The sequence below is a fragment of the Bacteroides sp. 3_1_13 genome (genome assembly GCF_001185845.1).
GTDB lineage: Bacteria > Bacteroidota > Bacteroidia > Bacteroidales > Bacteroidaceae > Bacteroides > Bacteroides xylanisolvens.
Map to the genome: position 1 here is coordinate 3,115,454 of NZ_KQ236955.1, position 17,956 is coordinate 3,133,409.

13 protein-coding genes are annotated in these 17,956 nt (G+C 42.4%); 9 read left to right on the plus strand and 4 right to left on the minus strand.

The annotated features are described in order from the left end of the window. The first annotated feature begins 246 nt into the window (after positions 1 to 246). The 8 genes from HMPREF9009_RS11415 to HMPREF9009_RS11450 all read left to right on the plus strand — a co-directional run bounded on the left by HMPREF9009_RS11415 (position 247) and on the right by HMPREF9009_RS11450 (position 10,991). Positions 247 to 2,496 (plus strand): inorganic phosphate transporter, encoded by a 2,250-nt coding sequence (locus HMPREF9009_RS11415; RefSeq protein WP_008017861.1) that lies wholly within the window; start codon positions 247 to 249, stop codon positions 2,494 to 2,496. Positions 2,497 to 2,731: 235 nt separating this feature from the next. Further along, positions 2,732 to 3,238 carry an Imm9 family immunity protein gene (imm9, locus tag HMPREF9009_RS11420; protein WP_049702171.1) on the plus strand — a complete coding sequence of 169 codons (507 nt, stop codon included), beginning with the start codon at positions 2,732 to 2,734 and terminating at the stop codon, positions 3,236 to 3,238. 283 nt (positions 3,239 to 3,521) lie between these two features. Then, complete coding sequence (locus HMPREF9009_RS11425; RefSeq protein WP_015531513.1) at positions 3,522 to 4,148, plus strand: HU family DNA-binding protein; 627 nt, start codon at positions 3,522 to 3,524, stop codon at positions 4,146 to 4,148. 116 nt (positions 4,149 to 4,264) lie between these two features. Beyond that, positions 4,265 to 5,203 carry a tyrosine-type recombinase/integrase gene (locus tag HMPREF9009_RS11430; protein ID WP_008641278.1) on the plus strand — a complete coding sequence of 313 codons (939 nt, stop codon included), beginning with the start codon at positions 4,265 to 4,267 and terminating at the stop codon, positions 5,201 to 5,203. Between the two features lie 403 nt (positions 5,204 to 5,606). After that, a complete protein-coding gene (locus HMPREF9009_RS11435) occupies positions 5,607 to 8,210 on the plus strand; it encodes a hypothetical protein (protein WP_049702172.1) in 2,604 nt (867 codons plus the stop codon). A gap of 26 nt (positions 8,211 to 8,236) precedes the next feature. Then, the gene (locus tag HMPREF9009_RS11440) at positions 8,237 to 9,103 is read left to right on the plus strand and encodes a BT1926 family outer membrane beta-barrel protein (protein WP_049702173.1); all 867 of its coding nucleotides are present in this window, start codon (positions 8,237 to 8,239) and stop codon (positions 9,101 to 9,103) included. An 84-nt stretch (positions 9,104 to 9,187) separates the two neighbouring features. Continuing rightward, positions 9,188 to 9,730: a DUF4369 domain-containing protein gene (locus HMPREF9009_RS11445; protein WP_049702174.1), complete on the plus strand. Its 543-nt coding sequence runs from the start codon at positions 9,188 to 9,190 to the stop codon at positions 9,728 to 9,730. A 340-nt stretch (positions 9,731 to 10,070) separates the two neighbouring features. After that, entirely contained in the window at positions 10,071 to 10,991 is a 921-nt protein-coding gene (locus HMPREF9009_RS11450; RefSeq protein WP_008026607.1) for a hypothetical protein, read from the plus strand. A 141-nt stretch (positions 10,992 to 11,132) separates the two neighbouring features. Here the strand turns inward: HMPREF9009_RS11450 and HMPREF9009_RS11455 are convergent, their stop codons facing one another. Continuing rightward, entirely contained in the window at positions 11,133 to 12,413 is a 1,281-nt protein-coding gene (locus tag HMPREF9009_RS11455) for an O-acetylhomoserine aminocarboxypropyltransferase/cysteine synthase family protein (RefSeq protein WP_004306892.1), read from the minus strand. A 130-nt stretch (positions 12,414 to 12,543) separates the two neighbouring features. Here HMPREF9009_RS11455 and HMPREF9009_RS11460 point away from each other — a divergent pair, with 130 nt between their 5' ends. Then, positions 12,544 to 13,635, plus strand: coding sequence for an N-acetylmuramoyl-L-alanine amidase family protein (locus tag HMPREF9009_RS11460; protein WP_049702350.1), 1,092 nt, complete (start codon positions 12,544 to 12,546; stop codon positions 13,633 to 13,635). A gap of 605 nt (positions 13,636 to 14,240) precedes the next feature. Here HMPREF9009_RS11460 and HMPREF9009_RS11465 read toward each other — a convergent pair. From HMPREF9009_RS11465 to accC, 3 genes are read right to left on the minus strand one after another with little or no spacing between them, the layout of a single operon-like run. After that, positions 14,241 to 15,776 (minus strand): acyl-CoA carboxylase subunit beta, encoded by a 1,536-nt coding sequence (locus tag HMPREF9009_RS11465; RefSeq protein WP_004316078.1) that lies wholly within the window; start codon positions 15,774 to 15,776, stop codon positions 14,241 to 14,243. A gap of 19 nt (positions 15,777 to 15,795) precedes the next feature. Continuing rightward, positions 15,796 to 16,305: an acyl-CoA carboxylase biotin carboxyl carrier protein subunit gene (locus HMPREF9009_RS11470; RefSeq protein WP_004316076.1), complete on the minus strand. Its 510-nt coding sequence runs from the start codon at positions 16,303 to 16,305 to the stop codon at positions 15,796 to 15,798. A 23-nt stretch (positions 16,306 to 16,328) separates the two neighbouring features. Beyond that, positions 16,329 to 17,843, minus strand: coding sequence for an acetyl-CoA carboxylase biotin carboxylase subunit (gene accC / locus HMPREF9009_RS11475; protein WP_049702175.1), 1,515 nt, complete (start codon positions 17,841 to 17,843; stop codon positions 16,329 to 16,331). Positions 17,844 to 17,956 lie beyond the last annotated feature (113 nt).

Genomic DNA, 17,956 nt, shown 5'->3' on the forward strand with positions numbered 1-17,956 from the left:
AGCGTCAAGAAGGGCAGACTGTTTGAGCGTAGCGAGTTTCTGCCCTTTAGCGAAGTGAAGGAAGCGAGTAGGAGAAAAAAGTCAGCCTTGAATTTTTCTTTGCTTCTTTCTTTTGTTTCAAGACAAAAGAAAGATGATTACGAGATAAAAGAAAGACGATTGTAATACAATTGTAACATGTATGACACCTCCCTGCAACGTCAAATCCCGTCCTTTGCAACTGGAAACAACATACACATATTATTTATGGAGACTATTTATTTATGCATTATCATCTTCCTCTTCGTCCTTGCCGTCTTCGATCTGATAGTCGGAGTCAGCAATGACGCAGTCAACTTCTTAAACTCCGCGGTAGGTGCCAAAGCCGCTTCGTTTAAAACCATCCTTTTCATAGCCGGCGTCGGTATATTTATTGGCGCCTCCCTATCCAATGGCATGATGGACATAGCCCGGCACGGCATCTACCAGCCCGAGCACTTCTACTTTGCCGAAATCATGTGCATCTTGTTAGCCGTCATGCTGACCGACGTAGTACTGCTGGACGTATTCAACTCCATGGGTATGCCCACCTCCACTACCGTTTCACTAGTCTTTGAACTACTCGGAGGAACCTTCGCCCTCTCACTTATCAAAGTACATAATAGCGACACCCTCGGTTTGGGCGACCTCATAAACACCGACAAAGCCCTTTCCGTCATCATGGCCATTTTCGTATCCGTCGCCATCGCCTTCTTCTTCGGAATGATCGTACAATGGCTGGCCCGTGTGATATTCACCTTCAACTATACGAAAAAGATGAAATACAGCATTGCCCTCTTCGGAGGTGTAGCCGCTACCGCCATCATCTATTTCATGCTTATCAAAGGACTGAAAGACAGCTCCTTCATGACCCCCGAAAACAAACACTGGATACAAGACAACACATTAATGTTAATCGCCGTCTTCTTCGTGTTCTTCACCGTACTGATGCAAATCCTTCACTGGATGAAAATCAACGTTTTCAAAGTCATTGTATTGATGGGCACCTTCGCCCTCGCTCTCGCTTTTGCCGGCAACGACCTTGTCAACTTCATCGGTGTTCCCCTCGCAGGCTTCTCCTCTTTTATGGACTATACCGCCAACGGAGGAGGAAATCCGAACGGCTTCCTGATGACCTCTCTGCTGGGACCCGCCAAAACCCCGTGGTATTTCCTTATCGGAGCCGGAGCCGTTATGGTCTACGCCCTCTGTACTTCTAAAAAGGCACATGCTGTAATTAAAACATCCGTCGACCTTTCCCGTCAAGATGAAGGAGAAGAAACATTCGGAAGTACCCCGATTGCCCGTACAGTAGTCCGCATCAGTATGACACTTGCCAACGGAATCTCCCGCATTATGCCAAGTGGCAGCAAAGAATGGTTTGACTCCCGCTTCCGCAAAGACGAAGCTATCATTGCCGACGGAGCAGCTTTCGACCTTGTCCGCGCTTCTGTCAACCTAGTATTAGCGGGTCTGCTCATCGCCTTGGGAACTTCCCTGAAACTTCCTCTTTCTACCACCTACGTAACCTTCATGGTAGCTATGGGTACCTCCTTGGCCGACCGTGCCTGGGGACGTGATTCTGCCGTTTATCGTATTACCGGCGTATTAAGCGTCATCGGTGGCTGGTTCATCACTGCCGGAGCTGCCTTCACCATCTGTTTCTTCGTAGCCCTCGTACTTCATTATGGAGGAAATATCTCTATCATCGCACTCATCGGTATAGCTGTATTCATCCTGATCCGTAGCCAAGTGATGTACAAAAAACGCAAAGCGAAAGAACAAGGTAGCGAAACTCTGAAGCAACTTATGCAAGCCACAGACAGCACAGAAGCCCTGCAACTGATGCGTAAGCACACCCGCGAAGAACTTTCCAAAGTGCTGGAATATGCAGAAACCAACTTCGAACTGACCGTCACTTCTTTCCTCCACGAAAATCTTCGAGGACTGCGTCGTGCTATGGGTTCCACAAAATTTGAAAAACAGCTCATCAAACAGATGAAACGTTCCGGCACCGTAGCCATGTGCCGCCTCGACAACAACACCGTACTCGAAAAGGGACTTTATTACTATCAAGGCAACGACTTTGCCAGCGAACTGGTTTATAGTATTTCTCGTCTCTGCGAACCTTGCCTGGAACATACCGACAACAACTTCAACCCATTGGATGCCATTCAGAAAGGTGAATTCAGCGATGTTGCCGAAGATATTACATATCTGATTCAGCAATGCCGTAAGAAAATGGAAAACAACGAGTACAACAATCTGGAAGAAGAAATCCGTCGTGCCAACGACCTCAACGGACAGCTTTCGCTATTGAAACGTAAGGAACTGCAACGCATCCAAAGCCAATCAGGAAGTATCCGGGTTAGCATGGTATATCTCACGATGGTTCAGGAAGCACAGAACGTAGTCACTTACACCATCAACTTAATGAAAGTAAGCCGTAAATTCCAAATGGAGACTGAAATGCCGTAAAGGCTGGAAACGATAACGTCCTTCACTGGAAAAAACGAATGATAACTCGAAAGAAAAGGACTGCTTGATAAACCCTATTTATATAAGTGAGGGTATGTCAAACAGTCTTTTCTTTTTAGAAAGTGGTTGGATAAAAAAGCTCTGTTCTTTAGCATTTGATTTGATAAAATTGTATATTTATAGTCGGTAAGATATTTGAGACGATTTAAAATGCAATGGTGTAAAAATGAAATGAATGAAATATCAATTAGAAATAACTACTTTACTGGTTCCTGTCAATGTGCATCAGTTGTTTGAGAAATGTGAATGGCCCGAACTAAACAGTTTTGACAAAGAAATGGTTGAGAACTATTTCTCTGATTTGGTAAATGGTATTCAAACCGATGAGGCTTTGGACGATTGGACGCTGACCGTTGTCCTTTATATCGGCACTTATTTGGGAGCCAGCCATATTAGTATCCGGAAACATGGAATCACCGATACGACAACAAAAGAAAAAGTGTTGACGATCGGTATACCTCTCCCTTGCAGTAAAACCGTTCGTTGGGGAGTGAAGAAGAAAGAACGGTTTACTGGTAAAATACCGGATGAAAACTATAGGAGAAATAACAGGTTGCTTCCCGTCAACTTTGCGAAATATGATACTATGGGAACCTATATTGAAGATAACATCCGGATAGCCCTTTTGAATTTGTTTGAAGTAGGTTTTACCTTGAAAGGATATAAAGTAAAGAAACGGTGATAGTAACTGAATCGTAATCAAACTTCCTTTTCATAGGGATTAAACTTGCTTATCCCGGCAGGAAAATGTATCTTTGTTGGGAAGAAAACTATAACCGCAAGTTCTGATTATAAAACCGGAACTTTTGATTATGTAATCAGAAGTTTCAGTTATAAAACCAGAACTTGCGGTTTTAGTTTGCCCTAAGGGAAAAAGAACTTTTCTTCTAGGGGAGAACAAGTTTTCTACCTATAGCAAGGATGTTTTCTATTAGTAATCAATATTTCAAATAAACTTTAGTACTATGGCAATGTATGTAATGGAAGAAATGCCCGATATTCATGGAACGGGCGAACAAGTACTTTATCCTCGGTTTGCAATGATGGATCAGGTTTCTACCGAGGAGCTGATACGTCAGATAGCATCCAGTAGTGGTTTTAATGTCGGAGATGTGGAAGGCGTAATTACACAAATAGGTATTGAGATGGCACATCAGATGGCAGAAGGCAAGTCTGTGAAGCTGGATGGCATTGGAACATTCTCTCCTTCGTTGGCGTTATGCAAAGATAAAGAGCGTGAAAAGGCCGGAGAAGGCGAAACCCATCGTAACGCACGAAGCATTGTGGTGGGAAACGTGAACTTTCGTGTAGACAGGAAGATGATAAGGCGTATCAATGGAAGATGTCTGCTGGAAAGAGCTCCGTGGAAGTCGCAACGTTCTTCACAGAAGTATACTCCGGAGCAACGGCTTGCATTGGCTGTCAGATATTTGGAGGAACATCCTTTTTTGACAGTCTACGAATACCGGAAGCTGACAGGTCTGCTGCGCACAGCGGCTACCAATGAATTGCGCCAATGGGCGTATACGCCCGGTTCCGGTATCGGGATTGATGGCAGAGGAACACATCGGGTGTATATAAAGAAAACATAATTCATCATATTTGTATGATGATACTTTGAGATTTTGAATTAAGAGCATTGGGGGGAATTGCGGTGAGGGCGCTTTTCTTCAGGGACGTGCTTGAGTGATAACTAAAATTAATAAAAATGGGGAATTTGATTTCATTTATGAAGGAAGTAGCTGAAGGGCTTCGAAAAAGTGGGAATTATGGAACTGCTCATGTTTACAGGAGTAGCATGAATGCTATCATTGCATTTAACGGGAGCAGGAATCTGTCATTCAAGAAAGTGAATCAGGAGTTTCTTAAAAGTTTTGAAACGTATTTGCGGGAAAAGGATTGTAGTTGGAACACGGTTTCAACCTATATGCGTACATTGAGGGCGGTGTACAACCGCGCGGTTGACCGTCGTATGGCATCTTATATACCGCATCATTTCCGGTATGTTTATACAGGAACGCGTGCTGACAGAAAGCGTGCACTGGAAAAGGAGGATATGGAACGATTGATGAAAGAGCTTCCCAAACAAATTCATCAGGGAAGGGAAGAATTACAACGTACGCGCGCGTACTTTTTCTTAATGTTCATGCTTCGTGGTATGCCGTTTGTAGATCTTGCCTATCTTAAAAAGCAGGATATGGTGGGGAATGTGCTTACTTATCGTCGTAGAAAAACCGGGCGGCTTCTAACTGTGACGCTTCTGCCGGAAACTATGAAACTAATAAAAAAGTATATGAACACCGATTCTGCTTCTCCTTATCTTTTTCCCATACTGACTGGCGGAGAGAGTACCGAAGCTACCTACAGGGAATATCAGATAGCTTTGCGTAATTTTAACTATCAGCTTCTGTTGCTGAAACAAGTACTTGCATTGACTTCTGATTTAAGCTCATATACGGCTCGGCATACTTGGGCTACAATGGCATATTATTGCGAGATACATCCAGGCATTATTTCAGAGGCGATGGGACATTCATCCATTATCGTCACAGAGACTTATCTAAAACCTTTTAAGAATAAGAAAATAGATGAAGCGAATGTGACGATTCTATCTTCGCTGAAAAGGAGCTATGTTTGTGGCAAGTAGCTGATTGATAGTGCTGTTACTTTGTAGGTAACGGGAAGAAAAGACGCTGCAAATATGAGCATATTTCTTAAAACATCCAAACAAAATCGTACATTTTTTCTAATAAACTACTCAAAATAGGAATAAACACAGAAGAACACGTGGATTCTTTGTCTTAGAGCTTTGTTAACGTCTAAATTTTGCAATAGATTTCCCGCCCCTCTACTTTTTCTCATAAGCAGGGGTAAGAAGATTCGTCATATATCGTATTATTTTCTAGTATAGACTACTCTAAAAGAGCAGGCACAAGGTTTTTCCCGTTACCTACAAAGTAACGGGAAGAGGGGGAGTGAAGCGAAATAAATCATGAATTAGTACAAACAAATTTTTTATTTATTAATTGTATAACATTTAATTTACTTTTATGAGAAAATGGACGTATTTAGTCGCAACCTTGCTCATGGCAGGTACGACGGCGACATTCACGGGATGTATTGATACCGATGAACCGGAAGGCATTGCAGAACTTAGGGGAGCAAAGTCTGATTTTATCAAAGCTCAAGCTGCAGTTGAGCTTGTAGAGGCTGAATTGAGAAAAGCACAGGTTGCGGAGCAAGAGTTAGTTAATGCAGGTTTGGCACTTCAGAATAAATCTGCAGAAATTGATTTGCAGTTGCATGAACTGGATATTCAGTTGAAGCAACTCCTGATTGAAAAGGAAGAAGCTGCTACTGCACAAGCAAAAGCAGAAGCGGAAGCTGCCATTGCAAAAGCGGAAGCTGACAAAACTAAGTGGGAAAATGAAAAGGCATTGATTGTTGAGCAGTATAAGGAAAAAATGCTTCTTGCCGAAACTGCCACTGCTAAAGCACAGGAAGCTTACAAACAAGCTATGGAACAGATTGAAGCTTCCAAGTTGTTGCTGACAGATGAAGAACAATTACGTTTAAATGTTGTAGAGGCAAAAGTTGCTTATGCTAAGATAGCTATGGATAAGGCTATGTATGGATATTCAACGACAGAAGTTGAGACTGAACAAAGACTTGTATCTAAATCAACAAGTTCACAGACAAGTGTTGGCGAAGGAGCTGGAACAACAACTACTACTGGTACTGATGAAAAGTATATTACATATTATGTAATTACACAAAATCCGGATAATGCAAATAACGGATATGCAGAAGGCAGCTTGAAGAAACTTCAGGAACAGTTGGCGGACTATCCTAATTGGGTAGCTGATGGAAACATCGAGGCTAAATTGAAGAATGCTGTGGAAATCGCTGAATCCAATTTGAATATAGCACAAAAAACAGCTGATGGATATAAGGCTATTTTGGATAATGAATATACTACATTAGCTGATTGGGAAACAGAGGTTAAAAAGCTGAAGGATGAAATGGCAACATTGGATGTTCAGAAACGACAATATGAACTTAAAAAAGAAGAATTAAAAGTTGCTAATCCTAACTTAGAAAAGAACAAAACTACTGCAGAGAAAAAATTAGCCGATGCTACGGGTGCTCTTGATAAAGTTAATACTACTACTAATGTAGCTTCTGCTTATTCTAAGAAAGCAGATCAGAGCATTCTTAAAGGCTTGAATGATGCTTTTGATGGTATTTCTGGTGGAGTAGCTGGCTATAATAAATCAACAGGTGAATTCAGCTATGCAAAAACTGTACTAGTTACTAAGGCGCAAGAACAGATTGATGGCTGGAATAAGCTTATTGATGCAGCTACTCAAGGGATTGATTTAGAAGATCTTGCATGGTCTAAACTTGAAGTCGTGAAAGCAGATGCTGAAGCAACAAAAGCGAATGAAACTTACGATGCTGACTATAAGGCGTGGGAGAAAGCTCGCGATAAATATATTGAAGTTGAAGCTATTGATATAAATGCTTCAAAAAAAGCTGCCGAAACTGCAATAGCTGCTTATAATAAACTGGGCGATGCTGCTAGAACACAGGATGCTAATATCAGTATATTAGCTACTGCCTTGGCTGAATACTATCAGGATGCTTTGGATAAAGAGCTTAAAAGTACAAAAGCAGAAGCAACAGAGGCTTCTACCAATACTAAAAAAGCAATTTCTGCTTGGATAATAGCCAATCCTTTAGCAAACTTCAAGTCAATTGTAGGGCTAGAATTAAATTTAATAGAATGGACAGCCGGTGCTGTGACAAAAGCTAATAAAATAGAACAAGCTGATGCAAACAAGCTTCTTGAACTTGGAGCATCTGCTGGTGATGTTCCATATGACTCATGGAAAAAAGCTTCAACAAAAGTGTTTGGTGATAACTTTAATCGTGATAATGAACCTAGAAGGGTTGCTGTGTCAGCTGATATGGTTCTTAAGGAAGTTGATGGCAATAGACTGGCAACAGAATTGCAAAATGGTGACTATGGAACTCTTGGTATCTCTATTTATGCTACGGCAGAAGCTGCACGTCTGACAGCTGTGATAAATCAGGCTGATACTTATAAAGCTTTGAAAGCAGAGTTTACTGCTCAAAAAGCTAAAGAACAAACTACGCTGGATAAGAAAAAAACAGAATTGGCTGCAAATGTAACGAAAGCAGAGACTGCTTTGGCTGATGCTAAAACTGCTTATGATAAAATATTTAAGGAAGTAGAGGCAAATATTAAGAAAGTTAGTGAGGATTATGACTATAAAGATGCTATAAAAGATAAGATTGAGTCTACAATTTCTGAATATATTGCTAGCCTTGATGAGTTGGGTGATGATTATAAAGATATGACTTTGGAGGAAATCAAAGAAGCTATTAATGCTGAATATTTAAAAGCTGTTACTAGCCTTCTTGATAAAAAAGCAGCTTTGGCTACTGCTGAAAGAAATTTAGAAAAGTTGGCCGAAGGTACTTATACTGATAATGATTATATCAAGGATACATTTGCAAATATCCAGGAAAAGATCAAAGTAAAACAGGCTGAATATGATGCTGCCAAGGCAGACTATGATGCTGCAAGCGCTCAATTGAAAGCACTTCTTGCTATCTTCTTGAAATAATTCCCTAACTACGTAAAAGTAACAAGATGATAAAAAAACTATGCACATTACTTTTGCTGACCTGTATGACAGCTGCGCCTTCAATGGCGCAGCATTACAGCAGCAGTGATGATGCGTCGTTTGCCCCGAAAAAAGGACAGTGGCAGGTTTCAGTCCTGCTTGGTAGCGGAAAGTTCTTTAACGAGAACACCTCTTATCTGCTTCCTAAGTTCTCCAATGACGGAGGAGTAGTCGGACTTCCCAATGGAGGGAAGGATAACTCCGGCGATCTGAACCGCTATCTGAACATCGGGAGTCTGAATAATAATAGTCTGGTCAATATAGCCGGAATTGAAGGTAAGTATTTCGTGTCTGACAATTGGGATGTAAATTTCCAGTTCAGCATGAACGTCAGCCTCACTCCTAAAAAAGACTATGTAGAAGGAGACAACAGTGTACCTGACATGATTATCCCTGCGCAAAGTTATATCAATGCGCAGATGACCAACAACTGGTATGTATCTGTCGGTTCCAACTACTATTTCAAGACTCGCAACGAACGTATTCATCCATATCTCGGAGGCGCACTCGGCTTCCAGATGGCACGCATTGAAACGACCGAACCATACACCGGAGACACCTACAAGGATAGTGACGACTCGGAAGAACTTCCGTCACAGGTCTATGTTTCCGGAAGTAAAGCCGGTCAGATGTACGGTTTCAAAGTAGCTGCCGTAGCAGGTATTGAGTATAGCATTGCCAAAGGTTTTGTTTTCGGTTTCGAAATGCACCCTCTGGCTTACCGCTATGACTTGATACAGATTTGCCCGAAAGGATTTGATAAATATAACGCCAGTCACCACAATATCAAAATATTTGAAATGCCTGTAGTGAAACTGGGATTCAGATTCTAAGGATGAATGATTATACAAATGTATGAATGAAAAGAGAAAGCCGTTCAGCTGATAGTGCGGACGGCTTTTCTTTTTTAAAGAAGAATGAAGAGCTTAATGAACAGATATGTGAAACTTTTATCTTTTCTTCCGGGAATATGTCTGATAGTGGCTTGCACCGGGCATCAGATAAAAGGTTACGAGATTAACGGCAGTGCACCTTTGCCCGAATTCGAAGGAAAAATGGTTTATATGAAAGATGTTTCGAGCGGGCAGCCGGTAGATAGTGCAGAAATAATCCACGGAAAGTTTGATTTTTCCGATACGGGGACTATTGTGTCGCCCGTAGTAAAAGTGCTTTCTATTCGTGCCAACAAATCGGGACTGGAATACCGCCTCCCTGTTGTCATAGAAAATGGTAGTATCCAAGCCTATATTTCCGATGTGGTTTGCACAGGAGGAACAATGCTGAATGAACGAATGCAGGATTTTCTCATGGCTGTTGATGAATATTCCACAGCCTGCGAGAACAAGCAAACGGAACAGATAAAATTCGGATTTGCGGATTTATTGAAAAAATACATAGAAATCAATGATGACAATGCAGTAGGAGAATATATTCGGACTGCCTATCGTTCATCACTTTGATGCAATCAGATTGCTTTTAAGACTATAAACTAAATTTCCCACATAATAATATCCTCTCCAGATATTTCCTCCATATTTTTATAGAAGGGAATGTTGCATAAGAGAGACAGAAATGCGCCCTTGTGAAAGTCCATATTTCTGTATTGTTATGTTTTGAGGACGTTCCCGTATTTCCCATTCCCTTTTTCCCCCGGGAACGTCCTTTTCAATGACCTTCTGTTGTATATCTCATATAACTTACACTGTATGGAAGAATCTAGTGGATCTGTACTATTGGTAACTTTTCATACAAAGATAGTGTTTTTTACAAATACTTTATATCTTTGCAAAACAATGGCATATGCCGGGATTTAACCATACCACTGAAAATATGAAAACAAAAACTTTATTAGGCTTCTTTCTTCTTTCTGTTATGGCTTTTTGTGTATCAGCCTGTCAAGATGATGCAGAGATTATCTTATTTAGTGGTTCCGAACTGGTTGACGAAACAGGAACTTGTACAAACACTGTTTCTTCTACAGTTTTGTATCTTAACGGATGGGAAGCGGAGAATATCGGGATAGCCAATGGAAAAGGTGGCTACTCTGCACAAAGCTCCGATGAAACAATTGTGACAGCAACAGTCATCGACAACCGATTATGGCTTAGTTCGCATGGTAAAAAAGGGAAAGTAACGGTTACCGTTACTGATAAGGATGGTAATTATGTCACCCTGCCTGTGACTGTTTCTTATGGCGTATTGACATTTATGTGCGTCGACCAACCTGAATTTCAGGTTTCCAGACCCAGTGAAGATATGTTGTCATTGGATTCGGAAAGCGAGTTGCAGGAAAAAGTAAATGTGGCAATGGCTCCTTATTCTTTTATAAATAAAGGAGATATCTGTATTTTGCGGCCGGATGATGTATATCATTTATCTGAAGAAGGAACAGGAGGGAAATTCATTTATAAGACAGAGGATGAGCAAATTCTTGTTGAAGGAACATACCAGATAGAGTGGGCTTCATTGGGTGGAAAACAGAAAAAGGCTTTTGTCTTTACATATATAGATAAAAATAATGTAGAGCAACAACACACGTTTTTTAATTTTAGTCCGTATTTAGGAACTCAAAGTTCTACAAGAGAAAGAGGACCGATTACTACGGCATGGTTGGAGGAGGTATCCGATTCACCTTATCTGGAAGGAGTTTTGCCGGCGGATAGAACAGTTGTATATTGGGTGGATACAGTGATTTCCAGTTTGTCTGCCGAGGATTTATAATCATCTGGAAGGATTTATCGGTTCACATTTGAAATGATTCTCTTCGAAATTAATTTTCTTTTTGTGGCAAATAAAAAGGCACGGGAATGAAAGATTTCCCGTGCCTTCTCTTACTTAGTATTTGATACCTTTACGGTATTGTTATGCGTTCAAAGCCTGTTCGATATCAGCAATGATATCATCCGCATTTTCGATACCTACCGATAGGCGGATCAGGTCCGGACGTACACCGGCTTCCATCAGTTGCTCATCCGTCAACTGGCGGTGAGTATGGCTTGCCGGATGGAGCACGCAACTACGTGCATCGGCTACGTGAGTAACGATAGCGATGAATTCCAGTGAATCCATAAACTTGATAGACACATCACGTCCGCCTTTCAGACCGAAGGAGATGACTCCGCAAGAACCGTTCGGCATATATTTCTGTGCCAGGCTGTAATATTTGTTGTCCGGCAGACCACAATAGTTTACCCAAGCTACTTTCTCATTTTTAGAAAGATATTCGGCCACTTTCTGTGCGTTACGGCAGTGTTGAGGCATACGCAAGTGCAGTGTCTCAAGTCCCAGATTCAATAAGAAAGAGTTTTGCGGGCTTTGGATGCTGCCGAGGTCACGCATCAGTTGCGCGGTTGCTTTGGTGATATAGGCGCCTTTGCCAAATGCTTTCGTGTAAGTCAGCCCGTGGTAAGACTCGTCCGGAGTACAAAGTCCCGGGAATTTTTCTGCGTGAGCATCCCAGTCAAAATTACCGCTATCTACGATACAGCCACCTACGCTTGTAGCGTGTCCGTCCATATATTTGGTAGTAGAATGAACTACGATGTCAGCTCCCCATTCAAACGGGCGACAGTTGATAGGAGTAGGGAAGGTGTTGTCAACAATCAAGGGGACCCCGTGACTGTGTGCGATACGTGCGAACTTTTCAATATCCAGTACTTCCAAAGAAGGATTGGAAATTGTTTCGCCAAACAAAGCCTTTGTATTCGGTTTGAAAGCAGCAGAAATTTCTTCTTCGCTGGCATCCGGATTTACGAAAGTCACATCGATGCCTAGTTTTTTCATCGTCACTCCGAACAGGTTGAACGTACCTCCATAAATAGCGGAAGAACAAACGAAGTGATCTCCTGCCTGGCAGATATTAAAAATGGCATAGAAGTTGGCTGCCTGACCGCTGGAAGTCAGCATAGCGGCTACACCACCTTCAAGAGCGGCGATTTTGGCGGCAACGGCGTCATTCGTTGGATTTTGCAGGCGGGTATAAAAGTAACCACTGTCTTCCAAATCGAACAGGCGGGCCATTTGCTCGCTGGTATCGTATTTGAAAGTTGTACTTTGATAGATGGGCAATACGCGTGGTTCGCCTTTTTTAGGCGTCCATCCAGCCTGTACACACAGGGTTTCCGGTTTGAATTGTTTTGCCATAATGTTATCGGGTTTTAATGTTTTATTTCAAAAAATGTTTTAATGCTGCAAAAGTAGGGAAAATAATTGTATTTTTGCCCTGTTTATGAGTGAAATGATAACTCTTGCGAAGGAGATAGTTAATGTAGTTATGAAAAATAAACTCTATATTCTTTTATTCTTAGCTTTTCTTTTTTCGGGCACAACTCTTTGGGCGCAGCAGAAGGCAACTCCGAAGGCGGGTGAGGGCATCTCTTCTTTTCTGTTGAGGCACAACCGTTCTCCGAAGAAGTATTACGACGATTTTATAGAGTTGAATAAGCAGAAGCTGGGAAAGAATAATGTGCTTAAAGTAGGCGTGACTTATGTTATTCCTCCGGTAAAGAAATCGACAACTACTTCTGCCAAGACTACTCCTGCCAAAAATACGGGTGCCAAGAACACAACTTCCGAAGGCGCCGGGACAAAGCAATCTTCAAAAGCTAAATCGACAAAAATAGGAACCACCATCAATGAGCCTCTGTTTGGAAAGCAACTGGCTAATGTGAAAGTCACTTCCAACCGTCTTGCCGGTGCTTGTTTCTATGTGGTTAGCGGACACGGAGGTCCCGATCCGGGAGCTATTGGAAAAGTGGGTAGATACGAACTGCATGAAGATGAATACGCTTATGATATTGCACTCCGTCTGGCACGTAACCTGATGCAGGAAGGAGCCGAAGTGCATATCATCATTCAAGATGCCAAAGATGGCATTCGTGATGATTCGTATCTGTCGAACAGTAAACGTGAGACTTGTATGGGGGATGCAATTCCTTTAAATCAAGTGCAACGCCTTCAGCAACGTTGTGATAAAATAAATGCCCTTTACCGGAAAGACCGTAAGAATCACTCTTATTGCAGGGCGATTTTTATTCATATCGATAGCCGTAGTAAGGGAAAACAAACGGATGTCTTTTTCTATTATTCGAATAAAAAAGGAGACAGCAAACGATTGGCGAATAATATGAAAGATACGTTTGAGTCAAAATATGATAAGCATCAGCCTAATCGGGGTTTTTCCGGCACAGTGAGCGGGCGCAACTTATACGTGCTTTCCCATACCACTCCCGCTTCCGTTTTTGTGGAGTTGGGCAATATCCAGAATACGTTCGATCAGCGTCGGTTGGTGATAAATTCCAATCGTCAGGCACTCGCAAAATGGCTGATGGAAGGCTTCCTGAAAGATTACAAGGAGAAGAAATAACATTTTTGCTTCTCCTTTCGTGAACAAAATAAAAATCTGAATGTTTTATATATGCAAATCGCCTGATGGCTACTTGTAGGTATGCGAATATATATAGGCTAGTGAATATGCCTCCCCGGCATAACAGGAAGATTGCATAGTAGTTTTGTCGTGTTTTATTTTGTGTTTGTGTTGTGACGGTGCTGCGATGTGAATCGGGGTGCCGTTTTTTTTCGTTTCTCTTGAATTCGTTAAGAGCACGTTATTTCATTTTCTTCTCATTTTATGATATAAAATCTTCTCAATTCAATGAACAAAATCCGGAAGTGTATGTTATTTATTGTGCAAATCGCCTGATAAAGCTTCTTGTGTGTATGCGAATATAGATAAGTCAAGCAAGGTATGCCTCCCCGGCATGACAGGAAGATTGCATAGTAGTTTTGTCGTGTTTTATTTTGTGTTTGTGTTGTGACGGTGCTGCGATGTGAATCGAGGTGCCGTTTTTTTTGTGTATATAAAAAGACTTACTCATAAAAAGAGGGCTTACAAAGATTCTAAAGTATATCGTAGAATCTATGTAAGCCCGTCTTGATGGGAGGGTGCTTTATGCACACCTTATCTAGTTGTTATAAAGGCATATTACCGTGCTTCTTGGGCGGATTTGTCTGCATTTTGTTTTCCGTCATTTCTAGTGCCTGAATCAGACGTTTGCGAGTCTGTCTCGGATAAATGATTTCGTCAATATATCCCAGTTCGGCAGCTTGATACGGAGTAGCAAACTTTTCTTTGTAGGCTTCCAGTTCCTTAGCCTTTGTTGCTTCGTCAGCTTTGCGGAACAGGATATTGATTGCACCGTCTGCACCCATCACTGCAATTTCTGCGCTGGGATATGCGAAGTTCACATCAGCTCCTGTCTGCTTGGAGTTCATTACGATATAAGCGCCGCCGTAAGCTTTGCGGGTAATAACAGTCAGTTTGGGAACAGTAGCTTCTGCGAACGCATAAACTATTTTTGCGCCGTGACGGATGATACCGTTGTTCTCCTGCGTATATCCCGGAAGGAATCCCGGAACATCTTCGAATGTAATCAACGGAATATTGAAACAGTCGCAAAAACGGATAAAACGACTTGCTTTGTCGCTGGCGTCGATGTCAAGAACGCCGGCAAGATAAGCCGGCTGATTGGCTACGATACCTACCGAACGACCTGCCATGCGGGCAAAGCCGATGATGATATTCTTTGCAAAGTTCGGCATGACTTCGAAGAAATAACCGTTGTCTATCACGCGTTCGATAATGTCTTTCATATCATATGGTACGTTCGGATCTGCCGGAACGATTGTATCCAGAAAAGCGTCTTCGCGGTTGGTTTCGTCGGCGCAAGGTTGTTTCCTGGCTTCATCCATATTATTCTGCGGTAAGAAAGACAACAGTTCGCGGATACTCATCAACAGTTCTTCTTCGGAGTTGCACATAAAATGCGTCACACCGCTCTTGCTGCTATGTGTCATTGCGCCACCCAGCTCTTCTTTGCTTACTTCTTCATGAATCACGGTTTTTACTACATCGGGACCAGTCACGAACATGTGACTTTTTTCTTTCACCATAAAGATGAAATCGGTAAGGGCAGGAGAGTAGCAAGCACCTCCGGCACAAGGACCCAGGATGGCCGAAATCTGTGGAATCACACCGCTGGCCATTGTGTTCTGATAGAAAATATCCGCATAACCGGAAAGGCTTTCGATACCTTCCTGAATACGTGCGCCGCCTGAATCATTCAAAGCGATAATCGGGGCACCGTTCTTCAACGCAAGTTGTTGTACTTTCACAATCTTTTTGGCATTGGAAGCAGACAGTGAGCCGCCATATACGGTAAAGTCATAAGCGTAAACAAATACTTGGCGACCGTCTACCTTTCCGTAACCTGAAACGATACCGTCTCCCGGAATTTTGTTTTTATCCATGCCATAGTTCGTACAACGGTGAACCATCAACTTATCCAGTTCAACGAAAGTACCTTTATCGAGCAACATCTCAATACGTTCGCGAGCAGTCATTTTGCCGCTTTCGTGTTGCTTCTCTATTTTATCAACGCCTCCACCAAGAGAAGCGATGCGGTCACGTTCCTCGAACGTGGCGTATGCTTTGTTCATTTCTTCCATAATGCAATCCGTTCTTATATTATGCAATCGGTTCTAATGTTATTAATGTCTGGTCGCCGGTTATGTTATCACCTTCCTGAACCAGAATTTCTTTAATGCGGCAGTCTGAAGTCACTTTGTAGTTACTCTGCATCTTCATGGCTTCGATAACGATAGCGGTGTCTCCCGCCTTCATTTCCTGGCCGACTGCAACAGGTATTTTCACTACTTTGCCCGGCATCGGAGAAATGATACAGTCATTCTGTTCTTCTTCCCCTTTCTTGCGCATACGCAGATATTTTGCTTGGCTGTCCACTATTTCTACATTGAAACTGCTATAATGCGTATTCACTTTATAGCTTTTTCCGTTATCACGGCGAATCAGCTGTGCGTTCGAACTGCGTCCGTCCATCAAGATGTTGCAAGTACCGTTTTCTGCCATCACTACGTCTGCTTCAAACGTTTTTCCATCAATGGTGAGCACTACCTTGTTATCTTCCTTGCTGACCAGTTCTACTTCGGCCACACGGTTTCCTATATGAATTTCCATAATTGAATTCTCTTTGTTAAAATTTAGATTCTCAACACACCCTTATGCAATCCGAACTCTTTCCACTTGCTGATAGGGCGGTTGTCGGCAGCCATACCGCTGTTGTTCTCTTCGAGATTCATCAAATAGTCTATATAAGCAGCGATCAGGGCAATATTTTCGGAATATTCGCTGGTGCGCGTAATCCGTTGTTGCAGAAACTCGCTGTTCTTGGCGATGAATCCTGTGTCATAATGACCTTCTACAAAATCGGGAGTATCCATGATGGCACGCAGATAACTGATGTTGTTTTTCACTCCGGTCAATTTATATTCGTGGAGAACACGACGCATCCGCTCAATCGCATATTCGCGATTGGTAGCCCACACAATCAGTTTACCGATCATCGGGTCATAGTAGATCGGAATTTCATATCCTTCATATACATAACTGTCAATACGCACACCGATACTGTTCGGCTCTGTAATTTGTTTGATGATACCCGGACTTGGCATGAAATTCATTTCAGTGTCTTCGGCACAGATACGACATTCGATAGCGTGCCCGCGTTGCCGGATATTCTCTTGTTTCAGTTGAAGCACTTGTCCGTCAGCAACTTTAATTTGCTCTTTTACCAAATCTACTCCAATCACTTCTTCCGTAATCGGATGTTCCACCTGCAAGCGGGTGTTCATCTCAAGGAAATAATAGTTGCGGTGTTTATCAACAAGGAATTCGATAGTACCCGCACCGATGTAGTTCACAGCTTTAGCCGCCGCTACCGCTTTTTCACCCATGTCTTTTCGCAGTTCGGGAGTGACGAAAACCGAAGGAGTCTCTTCCACGATTTTCTGGTTACGGCGTTGCACGGAACATTCGCGTTCGCACAGATGAATGACGTTTCCATGCTTGTCACCAAGAATCTGGAACTCGATGTGATGAGGCTCTTCAACGAACTTCTCCAGGTAAACCGTGTCGTCGCCAAAGGAAGACAATGATTCGCTCTTGGCAGTGGTATATGCTTCTTCCACTTCTTCGGCACTGTGGATGAGGCGCATACCCTTTCCACCACCGCCCATAGAGGCCTTCAGCATCACCGGATAGCCAATTTTATTGCAAAGCTCTACGGCTTCTTCTACGCTTTTCAGGTTGTCTTGTGTGCCGGGAACTACGGGTACTCCCGCCTCAATCATTTTGATACGGGCAGCAATTTTATCTCCCATAGCTTCCATTGTTTCCGGATTGGGTCCGATAAAGATGATTCCTTCTTCCTGACATCGACGGGCGAATGTGGCATTCTCGGACAAGAAGCCGTAACCCGGATGGATGGCGTCTGCATGAGCTGCTTTTGCCACTTCGATGATTTTTTCTATATTCAGATAACTCTCTTTGGATGCTGCCGGCCCTACGCAATAAGCTTCGTCTGCATAAAGCACGTGCTTCGCGGTCCGGTCTGCTTCGGAGAAGATAGCGATACTCGTTATCTCCATTTCCCGGCAGGAACGCATCACCCTTACGGCAATTTCACCGCGATTGGCTACTAAGATTTTTTTTATCATACTTTTTTCAATTAAGTACATACTTATTAATGTCTTCCCGTCTAATGGACATACTCCACCCGACGAAAAACAGTATTTTTTTGATTTGGGGCTTAACAAGTGATACTCTTTCT